Origin of the sequence: Empedobacter sp. UBA6745 (genome assembly GCF_002453775.1) — a bacterium.
Classification (GTDB): Bacteria; Bacteroidota; Bacteroidia; order Flavobacteriales; family Weeksellaceae; genus Empedobacter; species Empedobacter falsenii_C.
On record NZ_DKHL01000026.1, the window covers coordinates 65,720 to 84,413 of the forward strand.

General features: G+C 30.9%; 17 protein-coding genes and 1 pseudogene. 11 read left to right on the forward strand and 7 right to left on the reverse strand.

Annotation, left to right across the window (positions count from 1 at the left end; translation table 11 throughout):
• Positions 1-42 precede the first annotated feature (42 nt).
• Positions 43-1,821 (forward strand): WG repeat-containing protein, encoded by a 1,779-nt coding sequence (locus B4H69_RS07885; RefSeq protein WP_180904855.1) that lies wholly within the window; start codon positions 43-45, stop codon positions 1,819-1,821.
• A 46-nt stretch (positions 1,822-1,867) separates the two neighbouring features.
• Here B4H69_RS07885 and B4H69_RS07890 read toward each other — a convergent pair whose 3' ends face one another.
• The 4 genes from B4H69_RS07890 to rlmD are packed head-to-tail and all read right to left on the reverse strand — an operon-like array spanning position 1,868 to position 4,815.
• Entirely contained in the window at positions 1,868-2,107 is a 240-nt protein-coding gene (locus B4H69_RS07890) for a hypothetical protein (RefSeq protein WP_038332337.1), read from the reverse strand.
• A gap of 15 nt (positions 2,108-2,122) precedes the next feature.
• Entirely contained in the window at positions 2,123-2,809 is a 687-nt protein-coding gene (locus B4H69_RS07895; protein WP_180904854.1) for a DUF6048 family protein, read from the reverse strand.
• Positions 2,763-3,380, reverse strand: a complete 618-nt coding sequence (locus B4H69_RS07900; protein WP_180904853.1) for a DUF6452 family protein — start codon at positions 3,378-3,380, stop codon at positions 2,763-2,765. The genes B4H69_RS07895 and B4H69_RS07900 overlap by 47 nt, the downstream gene beginning before the upstream one ends.
• A 16-nt stretch (positions 3,381-3,396) precedes the next feature.
• Positions 3,397-4,815, reverse strand: a complete 1,419-nt coding sequence (gene rlmD / locus B4H69_RS07905; protein WP_280045346.1) for a 23S rRNA (uracil(1939)-C(5))-methyltransferase RlmD — start codon at positions 4,813-4,815, stop codon at positions 3,397-3,399.
• A gap of 420 nt (positions 4,816-5,235) precedes the next feature.
• Between rlmD and cysD the strand changes: the two genes are divergently transcribed.
• The 6 genes from cysD to B4H69_RS07935 all read left to right on the forward strand — a co-directional run bounded on the left by cysD (position 5,236) and on the right by B4H69_RS07935 (position 13,223).
• Positions 5,236-6,144 (forward strand): sulfate adenylyltransferase subunit CysD, encoded by a 909-nt coding sequence (gene cysD / locus B4H69_RS07910; RefSeq protein WP_180904851.1) that lies wholly within the window; start codon positions 5,236-5,238, stop codon positions 6,142-6,144.
• 51 nt (positions 6,145-6,195) lie between these two features.
• Complete coding sequence (locus B4H69_RS07915) at positions 6,196-7,431, forward strand: sulfate adenylyltransferase subunit 1 (RefSeq protein WP_180904850.1); 1,236 nt, start codon at positions 6,196-6,198, stop codon at positions 7,429-7,431.
• 197 nt (positions 7,432-7,628) lie between these two features.
• Positions 7,629-8,441, forward strand: coding sequence for a uroporphyrinogen-III C-methyltransferase (gene cobA, locus B4H69_RS07920; protein ID WP_180904849.1), 813 nt, complete (start codon positions 7,629-7,631; stop codon positions 8,439-8,441).
• On the forward strand, positions 8,431-10,089 hold the full coding sequence (locus B4H69_RS07925; protein ID WP_180904848.1) for a diflavin oxidoreductase: 1,659 nt from the start codon (positions 8,431-8,433) through the stop codon (positions 10,087-10,089). Before cobA ends, B4H69_RS07925 begins: the two co-directional genes overlap by 11 nt.
• A gap of 19 nt (positions 10,090-10,108) precedes the next feature.
• Positions 10,109-11,761 carry an NADPH-dependent assimilatory sulfite reductase hemoprotein subunit gene (locus B4H69_RS07930; RefSeq protein ID WP_180906849.1) on the forward strand — a complete coding sequence of 551 codons (1,653 nt, stop codon included), beginning with the start codon at positions 10,109-10,111 and terminating at the stop codon, positions 11,759-11,761.
• Between the two features lie 19 nt (positions 11,762-11,780).
• Positions 11,781-13,223: a TSUP family transporter gene (locus B4H69_RS07935; protein ID WP_038332322.1), complete on the forward strand. Its 1,443-nt coding sequence runs from the start codon at positions 11,781-11,783 to the stop codon at positions 13,221-13,223.
• Positions 13,224-13,281: 58 nt separating this feature from the next.
• Here B4H69_RS07935 and B4H69_RS07940 read toward each other — a convergent pair whose 3' ends face one another.
• Positions 13,282-14,064 (reverse strand): hypothetical protein, encoded by a 783-nt coding sequence (locus B4H69_RS07940; RefSeq protein WP_180904845.1) that lies wholly within the window; start codon positions 14,062-14,064, stop codon positions 13,282-13,284.
• A 354-nt stretch (positions 14,065-14,418) separates the two neighbouring features.
• Between B4H69_RS07940 and B4H69_RS07945 the strand changes: the two genes are divergently transcribed.
• The 3 genes from B4H69_RS07945 (at position 14,419) to B4H69_RS07955 (ending at position 17,018) form a co-directional block, all read left to right on the forward strand.
• The gene (locus tag B4H69_RS07945) at positions 14,419-14,574 is read left to right on the forward strand and encodes a hypothetical protein (RefSeq protein WP_291046670.1); all 156 of its coding nucleotides are present in this window, start codon (positions 14,419-14,421) and stop codon (positions 14,572-14,574) included.
• A 63-nt stretch (positions 14,575-14,637) separates the two neighbouring features.
• Complete coding sequence (locus B4H69_RS07950; protein ID WP_291075572.1) at positions 14,638-16,338, forward strand: tetratricopeptide repeat-containing sensor histidine kinase; 1,701 nt, start codon at positions 14,638-14,640, stop codon at positions 16,336-16,338.
• 14 nt (positions 16,339-16,352) lie between these two features.
• On the forward strand, positions 16,353-17,018 hold the full coding sequence (locus tag B4H69_RS07955; protein ID WP_219035053.1) for a response regulator: 666 nt from the start codon (positions 16,353-16,355) through the stop codon (positions 17,016-17,018).
• On the opposite strand, the pseudogene B4H69_RS07960 reads toward B4H69_RS07955, so the two are convergent.
• Positions 17,015-17,551 (reverse strand): annotated as a pseudogene (locus B4H69_RS07960) (LysR family transcriptional regulator); the annotation flags it as partial. The gene B4H69_RS07955 and the pseudogene B4H69_RS07960 sit on opposite strands and share 4 nt — an antisense overlap.
• Before the next feature lie 12 nt (positions 17,552-17,563).
• On the reverse strand, positions 17,564-17,950 hold the full coding sequence (locus B4H69_RS07965) for a hypothetical protein (RefSeq protein WP_280045352.1): 387 nt from the start codon (positions 17,948-17,950) through the stop codon (positions 17,564-17,566).
• A 92-nt stretch (positions 17,951-18,042) separates the two neighbouring features.
• On the opposite strand from B4H69_RS07965, the gene B4H69_RS07970 reads away from it, so the two are divergent.
• A complete protein-coding gene (locus B4H69_RS07970) occupies positions 18,043-18,657 on the forward strand; it encodes an NAD(P)H-dependent oxidoreductase (protein ID WP_180904839.1) in 615 nt (204 codons plus the stop codon).
• The last annotated feature ends 37 nt before the right edge of the window (positions 18,658-18,694 follow it).

Sequence of the window (18,694 nt, forward strand, 5' to 3'; positions counted from 1 at the left end):
CCTTTTTTTTTGTATATTAATCAAAGAATTAATACTTCGAATATGCGTGTAGCTTTATTATTTATCTTAATATTCTTATCTGAACTTTGTTTGTCTCAAGTACAAAATAAAACGGAGATTTATTCAAGAATTTCTGAAAATGATTATTGGGGTTATGTTGATAATAGAACAAAAGAAATAAAAATTCCACTTGGTAAATATAAATTTATGAATCCTCTAGATCAAGAAAATATGATTCTTGCTAAGAAAGATGATAAAGAAGGTTATATTGATATTAATGATAATATTTTAATTCCTTTTATTTACAATGATCTAAGTGTTTTTTCTGATAATGGTTTAGCAATTGCTCAAATTAAAGATAAGTTTGGTGCAATAAATAGAAAAGGAGAGGTTGTAATTCCATTTATTTATGATCGATTAAATTATTTTTACAAATCAGGATTAGCAGTAATTATAAAAAATGGAAAATATGGATTTGTAGACAAAACAGGAAAAGAAATTGTGTCATCTATTTATAATTCTGTTGATCAATCTATGAATGATAGTATTTTATTTGTAAAGAATAAGGAAAAATGGGCAATTTTTAATAATGAAGGAAAACAATTAACTGATTATATATTTGATAATCATGCAGAGGAGGTTATTGTGAAACCTAAGAATAGTTTTGGAAATGGAACTACATATTTTATAGATGGTTCTATGAAATTGTCGAAGAATGGTAAAATTGGATTTTTAGATAAGAATTTAAAAGAAGTATTAGAGTTTGGGAAATATGATAATATTTTAATTTTCAATCAAAAAGGTTTAGCAATAGTTGAAGATAAATCTAAATATGGAATTATAAATTCTAAAGGACAAATTGTTTTAGATATTATTTATGATTCAATTTCAAATGATGGATTTTATGGAAATAAATTAGAAACTTATGTTATCAAAAAGGAAGGTAAATTAAAATTACTTTCTAAAGATTTAATTTCAATTTCTGGTGACAAATGGTTGAAAAGTATAAATTTTCGAGAAGCTGTTGTAGAAAATGATCAATATATTTTATTGTTTGAAGTTGAAGACTTTAATAAGAAAAAAGGAATATTAACTTCTGATGGACGAGAATTGGTGAAAATAGAAAACGAAGACGTTTTTTTAGTAAATGAAAATAAAATTGCTGTGATAAAAAAGAATAAAAAGATTTATTTGTTCAATATTATTCAAAAAACACTTTCAAATACTGAGTTTACAAATTACTATCATTCAACTGATGAGGGATTTATTATTTTAAAAAAGAATAAATTATTTGGAGTTGTTGATACTTTGGGAATTACTAAAATTCCACCAATTTATGGAGCAATAGAAGCTGTCTATAATAGACAAAATAATTTTATCGTTAAAAAAAATAAGAAATTTGGAATTATAGATATTAATCAAAAAATAATTGTTCCAATAGAATATTCTTCTATTTCTAATTGGGTAGAATATGGACCTGAAGAACATATTGTTACTAAAAATGGTTTATCTGGTTTGATAACTCGAGAAGGAGAGGTTTCAATACCTTGTATTTACAAAGATTTTAGTTATGCAAACGGTTATTTTTTTGTTAGTAAACAAAATAAATTTGGAGCTGTAGATAAGTCGAATAATCAGTTAATTCCATTTGAATATGATGAATTGAAATTTAATTGGAGTGATTTTTATTTTAATTATGAGAATAAACCAATTACTATAGCTGTTATAAAAAAAGGAGAGAGAATGTTAATTGATCTGAAAAATAATATAATTAAAACGAATTTATCTCAAGAAGAATGGGATAAGTTTGGATTGTATTAGCCAAAAAGGAACTCTAATTGAGTTCCTTTTTTTTTTGTATATAAATCTATAACCAAATAAAGTTTTTAGCTTTTTCACTTTCTGGATCAAACCATTCATCACTTATTTCTTGAAAAATTGGTTTTCCATTTTGATCTATTTTGATTTGAATCAAATCTCCAATAGGTGCTCCATGTAAATATCTTAATCGACCTAAAGAATCGAATTTTATTTTGTTATCATGAAGTAACTTTTCATATTTTGGAAAAAGAGAAATGTTATCTTTTGTTATTCTAATTTGATTCATAACAAAGTTTTAATCTTACTTTATTTTATAAGCAATTCCCCAAAAAACGGGCATATTAAAAGGACCGCTGTATTTTCCGTAACCTGGAATAACCAAAGGATCAATTCCTTGATCTTTTTTACCACCAATATAAGCTGCAGGATGCAAAGCTAATTCACCATAAAAATTTTTGAAAATCTCTACACGTCCACCAACCACAGCTTCTATCCAATAACTGCTTACATTCGCTTTTGGCAAACTTCCTGTTCCTGTAATCTCATTCGATTGTAAATCTCTAATCGGATAACTATTGATGGTTTGCGAATATTTAGAATACGCAATTCGTCCACCAATGTAAATTCCGTTCGATTGATTTTCTACATCTTGCGTTATAAACCAGTTTGCACCAAGTTTTGCAAAAACGCCGTCAACATCAACATTCCAATTGATTTCATTAAACTTATTTTTCTCGAAACCAGCTTCTATAACAGCATGCCACTTATTATTGATTTGATAAGAAGCATAAGCGCTAACACCTTTTTTATCGTTGAAAGCAGAAACAATCGGATTGAAAACATCTACACCGATAAAAATATCATGGTGTTTTTTCTTTGGAATAGAATCTGTAACGGAAACTTTTGTCGAATCAGTTTTATTTTCTTGACCAAATGCAAAACTAATTGCGCTCGTTAGCAAAAAGCTTAATAACAGTTGTCGAACCATCTTTAATTTCAGTATTTACAGTTTCTATTTTCTTTATCCAATTTCCAGCTCCATTTGCAGTTTTCGTCACCAATTTTACATCAACTCCTTTAAAAGTTAATCCAAAACCACAAGCTTTAGAAGTATAGCCATTTCCAAGTGTATCGTATTTTAAAATCAATCGATCACGTTTTGCAGGGATTGTTCTGATGACTTTACCCGTTATAGAATCTTTTACATCTATATCTGGACCTTGCGCTATAGTATAATAAATTTCTTTTTTTGAATTATTACGCAAAGCAATTCCGAAACTCGTTTTTCCTAAAGCAGAATTTTTTTCGATTAAGACAGTATCTTTACTCGTTCCTGTAGCTTCTCTAATTCCTTTTGTAATCGAATCATTATAAACATACGCCCAATAATAAATCGAATCTTCTAAAGGAACATTTGTTCCATCATAATACATATCAGCAACCATGCGAGGAACATCACCTTCGTCAGTACAAATATCATCGTCTTCGCAACTATAAAATGCTAAAGAAATTATAGAAGCGAAAATTGAATAAGCCAGAAAACGTTGAATATTTTTCATTTTTTTTGATTGAATTTTAAATTCGCTCTAAAAGTACAATATTTTCTACATGATGTGTTTGCGGAAACATATCAACTGGCTGAACTTTAACAATTTTATATTGATCTTTCATCAATTCTAAATCGCGCGCTTGTGTAGCAGAGTTACACGAAACGTAAACAACACGTTTTGGATTCATGAACAAAATATTTTCAACCACTTTTTTATGCATTCCATCACGTGGAGGATCAGTAATAATTACATCTGGAATTCCGTGTTCGTTGATAAAATCTTGATTCAATACATCTTTCATATCACCACAATAGAAATCGCAATTATCAATTCCATTGAATTTTGCTGCCGCTTTTGCTGCATCAATCGCTTCTTGAACAGATTCTACACCAACTACTTTTTTAGCTTTTTTCGAAACGAATTGCGCAATTGTTCCAGTTCCTGTATATAAATCGTACACTAATTCATCTCCAGTTAAATCTGCAAAATCACGTGTTAATTTATATAATTCGTAAGCTTGTTCTGGATTGGTTTGATAAAAAGATTTTGGACCAATTTTGAAATTCAAATCTTCCATCTTTTCCATAATATGATCTTCTCCAGCAAAAACTTCGATATCTAAATCATAAACAGAATCGTTTTGTTTCGGATTAATTGCATACAATAAAGAGGTGATTTCAGGGAATTTATCTTTCAAGTTTTGTAAGAAAGCTTCACGATTTTCTTTTTCTTCACGGAAAAATTGAACTAAAACCATTACTTGTCCATTCTGAGAAGTACGAATCATTAATGTTCTTAATAAACCTTCTTGATTTTTTAAATCGAAGAAATCTAAGTTATGTTCTAATGCAAAACGTTTTGCTTCAACACGAATCGCATTCGAAGGATCACGTTGTAAGTGACATTTTGTAACATCCAAAACTTTAGACCAAGCACCAGGAATATGGAATCCAACTACGTCACGGTCGTCAAATTCTTTCCCAGACTGAATTTCTTCTAACGTTAACCAACGTGCATTAGAAAAAGTAAATTCTAATTTATTACGGTAAAAATATTGTTCTTTAGAACCTAAAATTGGAACAATTTCAGCATCTAAATCTTTGAAACCTCCAATACGAACCAAATTGTTAACCACTTCGTCGTGTTTAAATTTAAGTTGCGCATCATAGCTCATATCTTGCCATTTACAACCACCGCAAACACCAAAATGCTCACATTCTGGCTGAACGCGATAAGGAGATTTTGCGTGAATTTCGATTGCTTGTCCCTCTAAATAGCTGCTTTTTTTCTTCAAAACGTGTACATCTACAACGTCTCCTGGAATCGCACCTTTTATCAGAACCGTTTTTCCTTCCTCTGTTTTACCAACTGATACACCTTTTGCACCAGCACGTAAAACTTCTATATTATTTAATATGATTTTTTGTTTCGCTTTTCTTGACATTTTGCAAAGGTAAGGAAGTCGTCGAAATATTCAATTTTTTATCTTTTTTTGGAATCAATCTTTGTATTTTAAATAATATTTTTATTTTTACAATATAAAATCTATCGGTTTTATAGATTATTATTTTGTTTGATAAATTTATTTAGAATAATTTTCATAAAATAGTGTAAAAAATAGGTTTGTTATTTAAATTATTCTATTAATTATGTTTATTTAGAAAAATAATATAATTTTGAAATCAGAAATGAAACAAGAAAAAATGAAAAATTTAGTATTTAATATGTCAATGTATATGTGTCGCTCTTTACAAGAGGAGGAATATGTTGTGATGTATTAATTACGAAAATAATAATTCATGAACTCCTCCAAAATTTTGAGGAGTTTTTTATTGTCAAAAAATAAGTTAGAAAGTTAGAAAGAATGTCAAGTCAAGAAAAAAATTATTTAAATCAGCTAGAAGACGAAGCAATCTACATTTTGAGAGAAACAGCTGCTCAATTTGAGCGTCCAGCATTGTTATTTTCAGGAGGAAAAGATTCGATTGTTTTGATTCATTTAGCTTTGAAAGCCTTTCGTCCAGGGAAATTTCCTTTTCCTTTGGTGCATGTAGATACAGGACACAATTTTCCTGAAGCGATAAAATTTAGAGATTATTTGGTCGATAAAATTGGCGAAAAATTGATTGTTGCCTCTGTAGAAGATGCTATAAAAAAGTATAATCTGAAAGAAACTGCTGGTCGTTTTCCTTCTCGTAATGCCTTGCAAACGTATGCGTTGTTAGATGTAATCGAAGAAAATGAGTTTGATGCATGTATTGGAGGAGCGCGTCGTGATGAAGAAAAAGCACGTGCAAAAGAACGTATTTTCTCGGTTCGTGATGATTTTGGTCAATGGGATCCGAAACTTCAGCGTCCAGAATTGTGGAATATTTTGAATGGAAGAATTGAAAAAGGACATAATGTACGTGTTTTTCCGATTAGCAATTGGACAGAATTAGATGTTTGGAATTACATCAAACAAAATAACATCGAATTACCAAATTTATACTTTGCTCATGAACGCGAATGTATTGTTTACAATGATAAATTAATTGCGACTTCAGATTTTATTCAGCCAAATGCAGATGATAAAGTTGTGATAGAAAAAGTACGTTACAGAACGGTTGGTGATATGACGTGTACAGCGGCTGTACCTTCGGATTCTTCTACGATTGACGATATCATTACTGATATTATTAACACAAGAATTAGCGAAAGAGGACAAACTCGTTTGGATGATCAATTGTCAGAATCAGCGATGGAAGACCGTAAAAAACAAGGTTATTTCTAAGTCAAAATTTTTTTAAACAAAACTCTATAATATCTATAGGAATTAAGTAAAATGAATACATTAAAATTTATAACAGCAGGAAACGTAGACGATGGTAAAAGTACTTTAATAGGGCGTTTACTTTACGATTCGAATAGTATTCACACCGATCAATTGGGTGTTTTAGAAAAACGTAAATCAAATGAAGACGACGAAATTGATTTGTCTTTGATTACAGATGGTTTACGTGCCGAGCGCGAACAAGGAATTACAATAGACGTAGCGTATAAATATTTTTCGACTGCAAAACGAAAATTTATTATTGCTGATGCGCCTGGACATGAGCAATATACACGAAATATGATTACAGGTGCTTCAAATTCAGAGTTGATTATTATTCTGGTTGATGCACGAAAAGGAATCACTTCTCAAACAAAACGTCATGCAAGCATTGGTTCGTTAATGGGAATTAAAAAAGCAATTATTGCGATTAACAAAATTGATTTGGTTGATTATTCGCAAGATATTTTCGAAAAGATAAAAAATGATTTTCAACAAATTCAAGATCAATTGAATTATGATGAAGTAACTTTTATTCCAGTTTCTGCTTTGGTTGGCGATAATATTGTCGAAAAATCTGCGAAAACGCCTTGGTATAATGGTGAAACATTATTGCATCAATTGGAAACAGTTTCGATTGAAACAGATAAAAATTTAGCAGCGCGTTTTCAGGTTCAATGGGTAATTCGCCCAAAAGATGAAGAACATCACGATTATAGAGGTTATGCGGGACAAATTTTGAGTGGAGTTTATAAAGTTGGGGATTCTATTAAAGTTTATCCATCAAATATCGAATCAAAAATTGTTAAAATAGAACGTCATTTGGAAGAAGTACAACATGCTGAAGCAGGAGAAAATGTTGTGATTCATCTCGAAAATAATATAGATATCAGTAGAGGAGACTCAATTGTAAAAACTTCCGAAGAACCGCAAACGACAAACGAACCAAAGGCTTGGATTTGTTGGTTAGACAATAATGCATTGCAACAAGGAAAAACGTACGTTTTGCAGCATCGTTTTCATTCGGTTCGTGCAAAAATCAAAGCAATCGATCAACAATGGGATATTAATAATTGGGAATTTATTCCATCTGAAGAAATCAAGTTAAATGATATTGGACAAGTGGTTTTGAAAACAAATCAACCTTTATTTTTCGATTCTTTTAAAGAAAATATTCATACAGGAAATGCCATTTTGATTGACGAAACAACGAAAAATACAGTCGCTGCTTTGATGTTTATTGATTAAAATTCGTCAGTTCGAGTGATTTTTAGAAATGAAATGTATAAAAATTGTATCGAGAACTAAGATGAATTTTATTTTCCATAATTTTTTATCGATACAAAATTCCACTCGAATTAATGGTTTCATTGATAAAATTATCTAAAAGCACAAAGGTTTAATATATCAACTCAATCTTATCAATCAACTAATTTATTACAAACATGCAAACAACAATAGGAAAAGTAATTTTGGCTGGCGCTGGTCCTGGAGATCCAGAATTGGTGACGCTCAAAACATTAAATTATATCAAAAAAGCAGATGTTATTTTGACAGATCGCTTGGTTTCTCCAGTGTTAATAGACGAATATGCGTCGAAAGATGCGTTGGTTATTTATGTCGGAAAACAATGTTCGAAAGGCATTCATACGCCCCAAAAAGATATCAACGATTTGATGATTGAGTTTGCAATGCAAGGAAAATTAGTGGTTCGATTGAAAGGAGGTGACGCTTCACTTTTTTCTAATATTTTGGACGAATTAGAAACCTTGAAAAAAAATCATGTTCCGTACGAAATAATTCCAGGAATTTCGGCTGCTTTTGGTGCTGCTGCTTACACAGGAATTCCGTTGACAGCACGCAATCATTCGAAAGGAGTTCGCATGTTGACGTTGTGCGATTTGAAATCTATTGAAGATAAACAATGGAAAGATTGGGCAAAAACGTCTGATACATTGGTTTTTTATATGAGTGGACAACGTTTACAAACTTTAGCCGATCAGTTAATTTTGAATGGAATTGATACCGAAAAAGGTTTAGCAGTTATTCAACAAGCGACAACTCCAGATCAGAAAACACAAGTTTTTACTTTCGAAAATATTGTAGAAAACCATTTACCGACCTTCGATTTTGTACCAACTTTAATTATCGTAGGTCATGTTGTCAATTTGCATCAATCATTCGCTTGGTTTGATGAACAGCCAACTTCTAATTCATATTTTGATAACCATAAAACAACAATTTCTTATGCTAGCTAACGAAAAATTGAACTTAGTAAAAAGTTTAGTAAAAGAATTATCACGTGACGAAATTATTTGGACAAATGGTTATTTGGCTGGATTAGTTGCGAATCAGACACAAGATGAGCCGAAAGAACAAAAGGTTTTAACCTCAATCAAACCTACAATAATCTATGGAACTGAAACAGGAAATGCGAAGAAATTAGCCAATCAATTGCTTGGAATTTTTAAGAAGAATAAAATTCAAGCCAAAGCAATTGATGCGTTTCAATATCCACTCGAAAAAATTGAAAAAGAAGAGTTTTTAATTCTAATTTTTAGTACGCAAGGAGATGGAGATTTACCTCAAAATGCGCAAAAATTCTATGATAATTTGAGCAATTCTGACCTAAAATTGAATCAAACAAAGTTTGCTGTTTTTGGTCTGGGCGATACGTCTTATCCGTTTTTCTGTAAATCAGGAGAAGAAATCGATGAATTATTTGGAAAACTAGGCGCACAACGCGTTTTCGATTTGGTAAAAGTAGATTTAGATTATCAAGAAATTGCCGAAAATTGGTTTGCGGATATTTTAAAAACTATTCAATCAGAAGGAAGTTCAATGGTTGTACAACCTCAAAAATTGCAAAGTTCTTCTACGCAAAAAAAATCGTATGGAGGAATTGTAAAGCATAAAGTTATTTTGAACGATAGAGGTTCGAATAAAGAAACCTATCATATCGAAATAGCAGTTGATGAGCAAGTCGATTACGAACCAGGTGATGCTTTGGGTGTTTATCCAAAAAATAATCAAACCGAAATTTTAGAGATTGCAAAGCTTCTCAATGAAGAAAATCGCGCTCAAGAACTTGAAGAAAAAAATATTAGAGCACTTTCTAAAAAATCAATCGATCAATTTGCAACAATTTTGAATGTAGAAATTCTCGAAACTAAAATTGATTTAATTGATTTGTTGATAAAATATTATTCGTCTGAATCTACAATAAAATTTGATGATATTTTAAATCTTTTGCATCCAATTGCACCACGTTTATATTCGATTTCATCATCGAATGAAGCACATGATAATGAAATTCACTTAACGGTTAGTCTGAATACTTTTTTAGTTTCAGATCTACAAAAAACTGGATTATGTTCTCAGTTTTTAGCAGATTTTGAGCAAGGTAAATCCATAGAATTTTACATTCATAAAAATAAAAACTTCAAACTTCCAGATGAAAATCAATCGGTGATTATGATTGGTCCGGGAACAGGAATTGCACCTTTTCGTAGTTTTTTGACACATCGTGATGCGATTGGTGCAGAAGGTAAAAACTGGTTGTTTTTTGGTGAGCAACATTTTGTTTCGGATTTCTATTATCAAACTGAAATTCAGGAATGGCTTTCGACAGGAGTTTTAAGCAAATTAGATACAGCTTTTTCGAGAGATCAAAAACATAAAATTTATGTACAAGATCGAGTGAAAGAACAAGGAAAAGAGCTTTACAATTGGTTAAAGGATGGTGCTTATTTGTATGTCTGCGGTCAAAAAGACGGAATGAGTACAGATGTAGAAAGTGCTTTGATCGAATTAATTGCAAAAGAATCAAATCAAGATGAGGTTTCAGCGAAAAATTTTCTAGAACAATTAGAAGAAGAAGGTCGCTACCAAAAAGATGTCTACTAATCAACCAACAATTAACAAAATGAGTATAGAAAAACAATCTCCTATAGAAGGAATTAAAATAAAAAGTGACGGACTTCGCGGTACGTTAAAAGAGAGTATAGAGCTGGATAATCACACTGGAAATGTACGTGCAGATGACGAAGCTTTGGTGAAATTTCACGGAATGTATGTGCAAGATGATCGTGATAGACGAGAAGAACGTGCAGAAAAAAAGTTAGACAAATTGTATTCATTTATGATTCGTTTGCGTATTCCGGGTGGAATTATTGACGCTGATAAATGGTTGGCAATTCACGAAACTTCTGAACAATATGGAACAGGCGTTTTGAAAATTACAACGCGTCAAACCATTCAATTGCACGGAATTTTGAAACATCAATTGCGTCCAACTTTACAATCGTTTGACCAAGCAAAGTTAGATTCTATCGCGGCTTGTGGCGATGTAAACCGAAATGTAATTGCGAGTTCTCATCCGTTGGTTTCGCCAATTCACGCTCAAATTCATACATATGCAGATAAATTATCAAAACATTTGTTGCCTAAAACACAAGCGTATTATGAGATTTTTGTGGATAATGAAAAGATTTACGAACGCGAAACAGAGAAAGATGATTTGTACGAAGATCGCTATTTACCTCGAAAATTTAAAATTGCAATTGCTATTCCGCCAACTAATGATGTAGATGTTTTTGCAAATGATTTGGGACTGATTGCGATTATCGAAAATAATGAATTGAAAGGTTTCAATATCGCTGTTGGTGGAGGTTTGTCTACAACTCACGGAAATCCAAATACATATTCGCGTTTAGCAACCGAAATTGGTTTTGTTGATTCTGAAGAAAAAGTGTTGAAAGTTGCTTATGAAGTGTTGACTATTCAGCGTGATTTTGGGAATCGTGGCGATCGAAAATTAGCGAGACTAAAGTATACAGTTGATAAATTAACGGTAGATGGTTTCAAGTCTGAATTAGAAAAACGTGTTGGTTTTAAATTAGAGCCTTCTCAGCCATATCAATTTACGGAGCGTTCTGATATTTATGATTGGCGACAAGTGAATAATGGAACGTGGTATTACACTTTATTTGTGGAGAATGGAGTTGTACAGCCTAATCAGAAAGCATTTTTACATGAATTGGCTTTATTAAATATCAATAATTTCATTTTTACAGCGAATCAAAATTTATTGTTAGGTGAAATTTCGACTGAGAATAAAGCTAAAGTTGAACAGCTTTTAGAAAAATATTTTATTCACAAAGATATTAGTGAGCTTCGAAAAAATTCGATGGCGTGCGTGGCTTTACCAACTTGTCCATTGGCTTTGGCGGAAGCACAGCGTTATTTACCAGAATTAGTGACTAAAATAGAGCCTTTGTTAGAAAAACATCAACTTCAAAATGATGATATTTCTATTCGTATGACGGGCTGTCCAAATGGTTGCGGTCGTTCGTATGTTTCGGAAATTGGTTTTGTAGGGACTTCTGCTGGACATTATAATTTGATGTTGGGAGGCGATCGATATGGTGTTCGTTTGAACAAAATTTACAAAGAAAAAGTAAATGAAACTGAGATTTTGAATGAGTTAGACCAAGTTTTCGAAAGTTATACAAAAGAAAAAATAGACAATGAAACATTCGGAGATTTTACCTATCGAAAATATTTTTCGGTTAATTAGTTAAATCGCTTTAAGAACAATGAAAAATAATTTATTCCCGATATTTTTAAAAACAGAGCATTTGCGCTTCCTGATTGTTGGCGGAGGAAATGTAGGATTAGAAAAGGTTTCGACGCTAATCAAACAAAATCCTTCGGTCAATTTGAAAGTTGTAGCAAAGGAATTTAAACAAGAATTGAAAGATGTTTTTTCACAATATCCATCAATTCAATATGAAACTCATGCGTTCGAATCGAGTGATTTGGAAGATGTAGATTTAGTGATTGTCGCAACTGATAATAAAGAAACTTCGAGAGAAGTGAAGCAAAAAGCAAATGCAAAAGGAATTTTAGTTAATGCAGCTGATCAGCCAGATTTGTGCGATTTTTATTTAGGTTCGATTGTGAATAAAGGTCATCTTAAAATTGCGATTTCTACAAATGGACAATCTCCTGTTATGGCAAAACGTTTGAGAGAATATTTTTCTGATGTTATTCCAGATTCAATTGATGAAAACATTGAAAGTTTAAATAAAATTAGAAATAATCACAAAGGAGATTTTAATCAAAAACTAACTGATTTGAATCATTTAACTTCTTCATTTGAAGGAAAAAAATCGACAAAAAAATACAAACGTTTAGTAACCGAAATTACATTGATATTTTTTGCATTATTCTTAGGATATGCTTTGTCATCAATCGTGAGTTTTTCGGAAGCGAAAGATTTTGTGATTCACATTCCAAATGTTTTTTATATTATGTTGGCGGTTGGTTTTTTCGCTCAAATGGTCGACGGAGCCGTTGGTTTGGGATATGGTGTAACCTGTTCCACAAGCATGATGTTATTTGGCGTTAATTTGCCTTCAATAAGTGGTAGTATTCATACTGCCGAAATGTTTTCGAGCGGAATTAGTGGTTTTTCGCATTATAGATTTGGAAATGTAAACAAAAAATTATTATTGGCATTGGCTATTCCAGGCGTTATTGGAGCAGTTTCGGGATCATTATTATTGGTTTATTTGGGAAACAAATACGAAACCATTACTTACGGAATTTTAGCTTCGTACACGTTAATCATCGGAATTCGATTAATTATTTTAGCATTCAGAAAAAAAATCGAACGCAAAAAAGTAAAACGAGTTGGGTTTTTAGGATTTGCAGGAGGATTTTTAGACGCCTTTGGTGGAGGTGGTTGGGGACCTGTCGTGACATCAACTTTATTAGCAAAAGGAAAAAAATCGAACTTAGTAGTAGGAACAGTTAGTTTAGCCGAGTTTTTTGTGACACTCTCTGCATCGTTGACTTTTTTTGCAGCTTTGGGCGTAAGTCATGGTTTTATCATTGCAGGTTTAATAATTGGAGGAGCTTTAGCAGCGCCAATTGCAGCGAAATTAGCAGGCAAAATACCTCAGAAAGTAGCTATTTTGGCTGTAGCTTTTTTAGTGATCACATTTAGTATTCGTATTCTTTTTAAAATTTTCTAAATTTTATATATCATTTCTAACAATCAAAACACTCTTCATCTCGCATGTTGAGTGTTTTTTATTGTTCATTATTTAAGACATATTTAGTTAAAATATATTTTGTGACAGGTTTCAATGTTTTACCATTTTCGGGATGTAAACCGTAATTTGTATAAAATTCTACTTCACCATTTTTCTTTGTATACCAAACTTTATCAAGTGCATTTTCAAAATTTAAAGTATCAGGTTTTGTGATTTTCTTCAATTGAAAAACAGTTTCGTTATATGGAACAGCATTCATTTGTGGAGAAGTTTCTTCGCATTCGATTTTTTCATAATGATTTTCTTTCCAAATCATACAAGACGAATTTTGATTGAATGAATTAAGAAATAATCCTCCACTAGCCAAAATAGTTGCAATGCCACTTCCAGCAATTATTTTATTTCGTTGAAGTTTTATTTTCTCAAAGAAATTATTCTTTTTTGATGGAAGATTAATTATTGATTCTTCTTCAGAAATATTATCATCTATTATTGGTTCTACCGATGCGATTTCTTCTACATTAACTTCTTTTTCATCACTTTTTGTCAGCTGATTTTTTTGATTAAAATCTCCAAAACTTTCATAATCGATATAATGTGCAAGAATATTTAATAAATCAGGACTTATTTCCTTCTTTAAATTATTTTCTTTCACGAAATCATCAAAATGTCGAGAGAAAGATTTGCTTGTTATAGGATAATTATAATCATCTGAAATTACTTTTTCTAAATGAACAGACATTCCATTTTTACTTGAACTCCCACATTCATTTTTTGCTTTCTCAAAAACTTTTTCGAATAGATCTTTTTTCGTAGACATTTCACTTTTAATTCTTTTACAAAGTAGACAAATTTTGGACAAAATAAATTACGGTTTCCCGTAAAACGGGCTGTCCAATAATTGTCCAAAACTTGTCCATTGTTTGTCTAACAGCGACTTTGTGTTCTGTATTTACTTTGCAATAGAAATCAAAACAAAAACAAAAAACTTGATTTCTGAAAACGTAGTCTCGAAAATAGTTGAGGTGATTTGAAGGGAAGCATTTTTCCTGAATTGTTCTCAAGACTACAAAAAACTTCCTACTAAAGAAGCGCTTCTTTTTTCTCGTGTACACTACTCGCAATCTGTTTTGTGAGGAAGAGCACCTATATCAAAAAATTAAAAATTTAAGCTATGTTAGAATTATTATTCGCTTTATTGGGATTCTTTTTACCAAATCAAAATGCAAACACAATTTCACAAGATCAACATCCAGTTGTACAAACTTCATCAGATAGTATAGACGGTGATACAAATGGAGAAAAAGGGGATGTTCCTGTGAAAAAATAAATCATCAACGGATAGAGTAATCTATCCGTTTTTTGTTTAGCTTTAGGTTGTAAATATGGAGATTTGAGAAAAATTTTATTTTTTTATTTTATACTTTTTATTATTTCATGTCAACAGTCTAAAAACAAAGAGATTGAGCAGGATAATTTAGATAATAAAGCTTATGATAAAGCATGGAAGTTTTATGAAAAACAAGAGAATGATAGTGCTTATGTTTATTTTAATAAAGCATATTCAGAATTTATAAAACTGAATAACAAACATCAAGCATCAAAATGTATGATAAATATGGCTTTTATTTCTAAAGATCAAGGAGATTGGTTTGGAAGCCAAGAATTAATTATTTCTTCGGTAAAATTATTAAACCCTAAAATAAGTGAAGAAAAAGAAACACTTTCTAGTGCATATAATATTTTAGGGCAAACTTCTCATGATTTAGGAAATTTTAATGATGCTATAGATTATTATCAAAAAGCAATTGATTTTTCTAAAGAAAAAGATGTTTATATTATCAATCAAAATAACATTGCAAATAGTTATCGTTACGATAAGCAGTATGATGAAGCGATAAAGATTTACCAAGAATTACTAAAAGATAAGAATACAATTGAAAATCCAAAAGAATATGCGCGAATTACTGATAATTTAGCATATACCAAATGGTTAAAAGACAATAAGTCCAATGTTATAAATGAATTAAATAAAGCGTTAAATATTAGATTAAAGGAAAATGATTTGTGGGGACAAAATGCAAGTTATGCGCATTTAACAGATTATTTTTCAAATTTAGATTATAAAAAAGCCTTGGACTATGCTAATAAAAGAAAACAAATTGCTTTCGAAAATAAGAGTGCGGGCGATAAATTAGAAGTTTATCAACAACTTATTTTATTAGACAATCCTACAAATGCAAAACAATATTTTGAAGCTTATCAAAAGCTAAACGATAGTATTCAGTTAGAACGTAACAGAGCGAAAAATCAATTTGCGTTGGTGCGTTATGATTCGGAGAAAAATCGTGCAGATTTTTTGAATGCTGAAGCAGAGAATGAAAAGAAGAAAAATGATATTTTAAAACTTTACATTCTAATCGGTTTATTGATCGTTTTGTTTGTTTTTGGATATTTTTTGTACAGAAAAAGAAAGCAAAAATTAGAGCAAGAGAAAGTTTTGTTGCAACAAGAAAAGGTTTTGGAAGTCAAAAAAACAGAACTGAAATATTCTAAAAAAGTACACGATAAAGTGGCGAACGGAATTTATCATGTGATGTCTGATATTGAGAATAAATCAGAATTTAATCGTGATCAAATTTTAGATAAATTGGAGGTGGTTTATGAAATTTCGCGCGATATTTCCTATGATAGGATTGATGAAAATCAACAAGAAAATTTTGCAGAAAAATTAGCACAATTGATAAGTTCTTATGATTCGGAACAAGTCAAAATATATTTGATTGGAAATGAAAAAGAACTTTGGAGAAACGTAAAAGATTATGCTAAAACAGAGGTTTTCTTAGTGATGCAAGAATTGTTGACGAACATGAAAAAACATAGCGAAGCTTCACGAGTTATACTAAATTTTAAAGAAGAAAACCAACAAATTATTATCAATTATTCAGATAATGGAATTGGGATTTCGGACTTAAAACCTAAAAATGGTTTGCAAAATACGGTTTCACGTATTTCTAATCTAAACGGAGATGTTATTTTTGAAACTGAAAATGTGAATGGTCTAAAAATTAAGATCATATTTCCAATTCAATAACCTAAATAAAAAGTATGTTTAAAAAAGTATTAATTGCAGAAGATTTTGAGAGTTTTAATATTTCGATTCAGAAAGTTTTAAAAGATTTACATGTAGAAAATCCTGATTATGCTTTTTATTGTGATGATGCATTCTTGAAAGTGAAAAAAGCATTGCACGACAATCAACCTTATGATTTATTGATTTCTGATTTGTCTTTTGAAGAAGATCACCGCGAGCAAAACTTGAAAGGAGGAAGAGATTTAATTGAAGCTGTAAAAGCAATTCAGCCAAATTTGAAAATGATTGTTTTTTCGGTAGAAAAGAAAGCGGATATGGTGGATAATCTTTTCAAGGAATACCATATAGATGGGTTTGTGGCGAAAGGAAGAGAAGATTCGAAAGAGTTGAAAAAAGCGATACAAACTGTTTTTGCGGGCGGAATGCATTTGGAATTGGACATGAAACGTAGTATCAAACAAAAAAATACGTATGAAATAACTTCGTATGATGTTACGTTAGTTTCTTTGCTTTCGAATGGAATTTTGCTAAAAGATATTTCAAATCACTTAAAACAAAATAATATCAAACCTGCAAGTCTAAGTAGTGTAGAAAAGAGATTGGGCTCATTAAAAGAGTCGCTACAAATTACAAGTAATCATCAATTGGTTGCGTTTTTCAAAGATTTGGGAAGTATTTAACCCAAATCTTTACACCATTTATCTACAAAAATCTGTTGCAATTGCTCAATTTCTTTTTCGTAAATCGTATTTTTTCGTGAACCAAAATAGAGTGTATTTTCCAACGGTTTTTCACCTTGCCAAACCAATTTTATTTTACCAGAATTTAGTGCTTCTTGACATAAAAAGTCGGGAACAATAGAAAAGCCATTTCCATCGCTCAAACAACGAATAATAGAACTGATATTTGGGACAATATAATTTGGTTTGAAATCTGGATGTTCTTTAAAATTTTCTTTCCAAAAATGTTGCTCCGCAGCAGCTAATTTTTGAATCGGTTCTAAAATAAAATTATACAAAATTTTTCCTTTTTCAGTCGGAACCATTTTTCGCGCCGATCGATCAAATAATTTGTAGCCTGTATAGGCTTCTAACGAATTGAGATGTAAGATAACACCAGGTTGTGAAATAAATAATTGTTGTGCAGCAGCAGATAAAGTTCCAGTTTCGTAAATTGCTTTAAACGTTCTGAACCATTCAAGATTTGATTGCTTAACTTCTAAATTTTAATTTTCATCATAAGGTAAATCGTCAGGATCTACATCAATATAATCGGGGTTTGGTAAGGTCGAAAGTCGATACGCTTTTATTGTTTTCAAATCCAATAAATTTGCTTTTACAACATGATGCATTCCGTCCATCAATTTTCCATCAGGACAAATAATTATTGGATAATTTAAGTCTGAATCATTAACCAATTTTATATGTTGTGTGATAGAACGACATGTCGGAGAATCTCCTTCTTCATTATACCAATAGGTTTCTTCAAACTCTTTTATTTTAGTCAAATCAATATTTTCGATTTCTAATTCCTTTGTTAGAGAAATTAGATTGTCTACATCCCACGCATATAATTTGTTATCAATTGTTCTAAAATGATATTGTTTTCTCATTCTATAATAATTATGATACAAATATATAATTTGAGTTATTTTAATAATAGAAAAACTTGTCGGAATTTTGTCTTATCAAAAAAGAAAATACAATGAAAAATGTTTTTATCATAAACGGCGGTCTTAAATATGCACATTCAGGCGGAAAGCTAAATCATTCTATTACAACTTGGTCAAAAGAAGTTTTAAAAGATTTAGGATTAAATATTCGAATAACAGATATTAATGATGAATTTGACCCAAAAGAAGAAGTTGAGAATTTTAAATGGGCAGATTTGATTATTTATCATGTGCCAATTTGGTGGTTTCAAGTTCCTTTTCGATTAAAGTTTTACATAGATGATGTTTTTACAGCAGGACACAATAATGGAATGTACGCAAGTGATGGCCGTTCACGAAAAAATCCTGCAATTAATTACGGAAAAGGTGGATTGATGCACGGAAAAAAATATATGGTAACAAGTACTTGGAACGCGCCAGAAGAAGCTTTTACGTTAGAAGGTGAATTTTTTGAGCAAAAATCTGTTGATGAAGGTGTTTTATTTGGATTTCATAAAATGAATGAATTTACAGGAATGACAAGATTGAATAGTTTCCACTTTCATGATATCGAGAAAAATGCAACGCTAGAGCGGATTGAAGCTTATCAAAATGAATACAAATCATTTTTGAAAGCTGAAATAGAGGATGAGTTTGCTGTGATTTAGAAAATTATAATTAAAACAAAACCCTCCATTTTAGGAG

Bases quoted from the DNA above. Each gene is read 5' to 3' on its own strand.
- B4H69_RS07885 (WP_180904855.1), top strand. From the start codon at position 43: ATGCGTGTAGCTTTATTATTTATCTTAATATTCTTATCTGAACTTTGT.
- B4H69_RS07890 (WP_038332337.1), bottom strand. From the start codon at position 2,107: ATGAATCAAATTAGAATAACAAAAGATAACATTTCTCTTTTTCCAAAA.
- B4H69_RS07895 (WP_180904854.1), bottom strand. From the start codon at position 2,809: ATGGTTCGACAACTGTTATTAAGCTTTTTGCTAACGAGCGCAATTAGT.
- B4H69_RS07900 (WP_180904853.1), bottom strand. From the start codon at position 3,380: ATGAAAAATATTCAACGTTTTCTGGCTTATTCAATTTTCGCTTCTATA.
- rlmD (WP_280045346.1), bottom strand. From the start codon at position 4,815: ATGTCAAGAAAAGCGAAACAAAAAATCATATTAAATAATATAGAAGTT.
- cysD (WP_180904851.1), top strand. From the start codon at position 5,236: ATGTCAAGTCAAGAAAAAAATTATTTAAATCAGCTAGAAGACGAAGCA.
- B4H69_RS07915 (WP_180904850.1), top strand. From the start codon at position 6,196: ATGAATACATTAAAATTTATAACAGCAGGAAACGTAGACGATGGTAAA.
- cobA (WP_180904849.1), top strand. From the start codon at position 7,629: ATGCAAACAACAATAGGAAAAGTAATTTTGGCTGGCGCTGGTCCTGGA.
- B4H69_RS07925 (WP_180904848.1), top strand. From the start codon at position 8,431: ATGCTAGCTAACGAAAAATTGAACTTAGTAAAAAGTTTAGTAAAAGAA.
- B4H69_RS07930 (WP_180906849.1), top strand. From the start codon at position 10,109: ATGAGTATAGAAAAACAATCTCCTATAGAAGGAATTAAAATAAAAAGT.
- B4H69_RS07935 (WP_038332322.1), top strand. From the start codon at position 11,781: ATGAAAAATAATTTATTCCCGATATTTTTAAAAACAGAGCATTTGCGC.
- B4H69_RS07940 (WP_180904845.1), bottom strand. From the start codon at position 14,064: ATGTCTACGAAAAAAGATCTATTCGAAAAAGTTTTTGAGAAAGCAAAA.
- B4H69_RS07945 (WP_291046670.1), top strand. From the start codon at position 14,419: ATGTTAGAATTATTATTCGCTTTATTGGGATTCTTTTTACCAAATCAA.
- B4H69_RS07955 (WP_219035053.1), top strand. From the start codon at position 16,353: ATGTTTAAAAAAGTATTAATTGCAGAAGATTTTGAGAGTTTTAATATT.
- B4H69_RS07965 (WP_280045352.1), bottom strand. From the start codon at position 17,950: ATGAGAAAACAATATCATTTTAGAACAATTGATAACAAATTATATGCG.
- B4H69_RS07970 (WP_180904839.1), top strand. From the start codon at position 18,043: ATGAAAAATGTTTTTATCATAAACGGCGGTCTTAAATATGCACATTCA.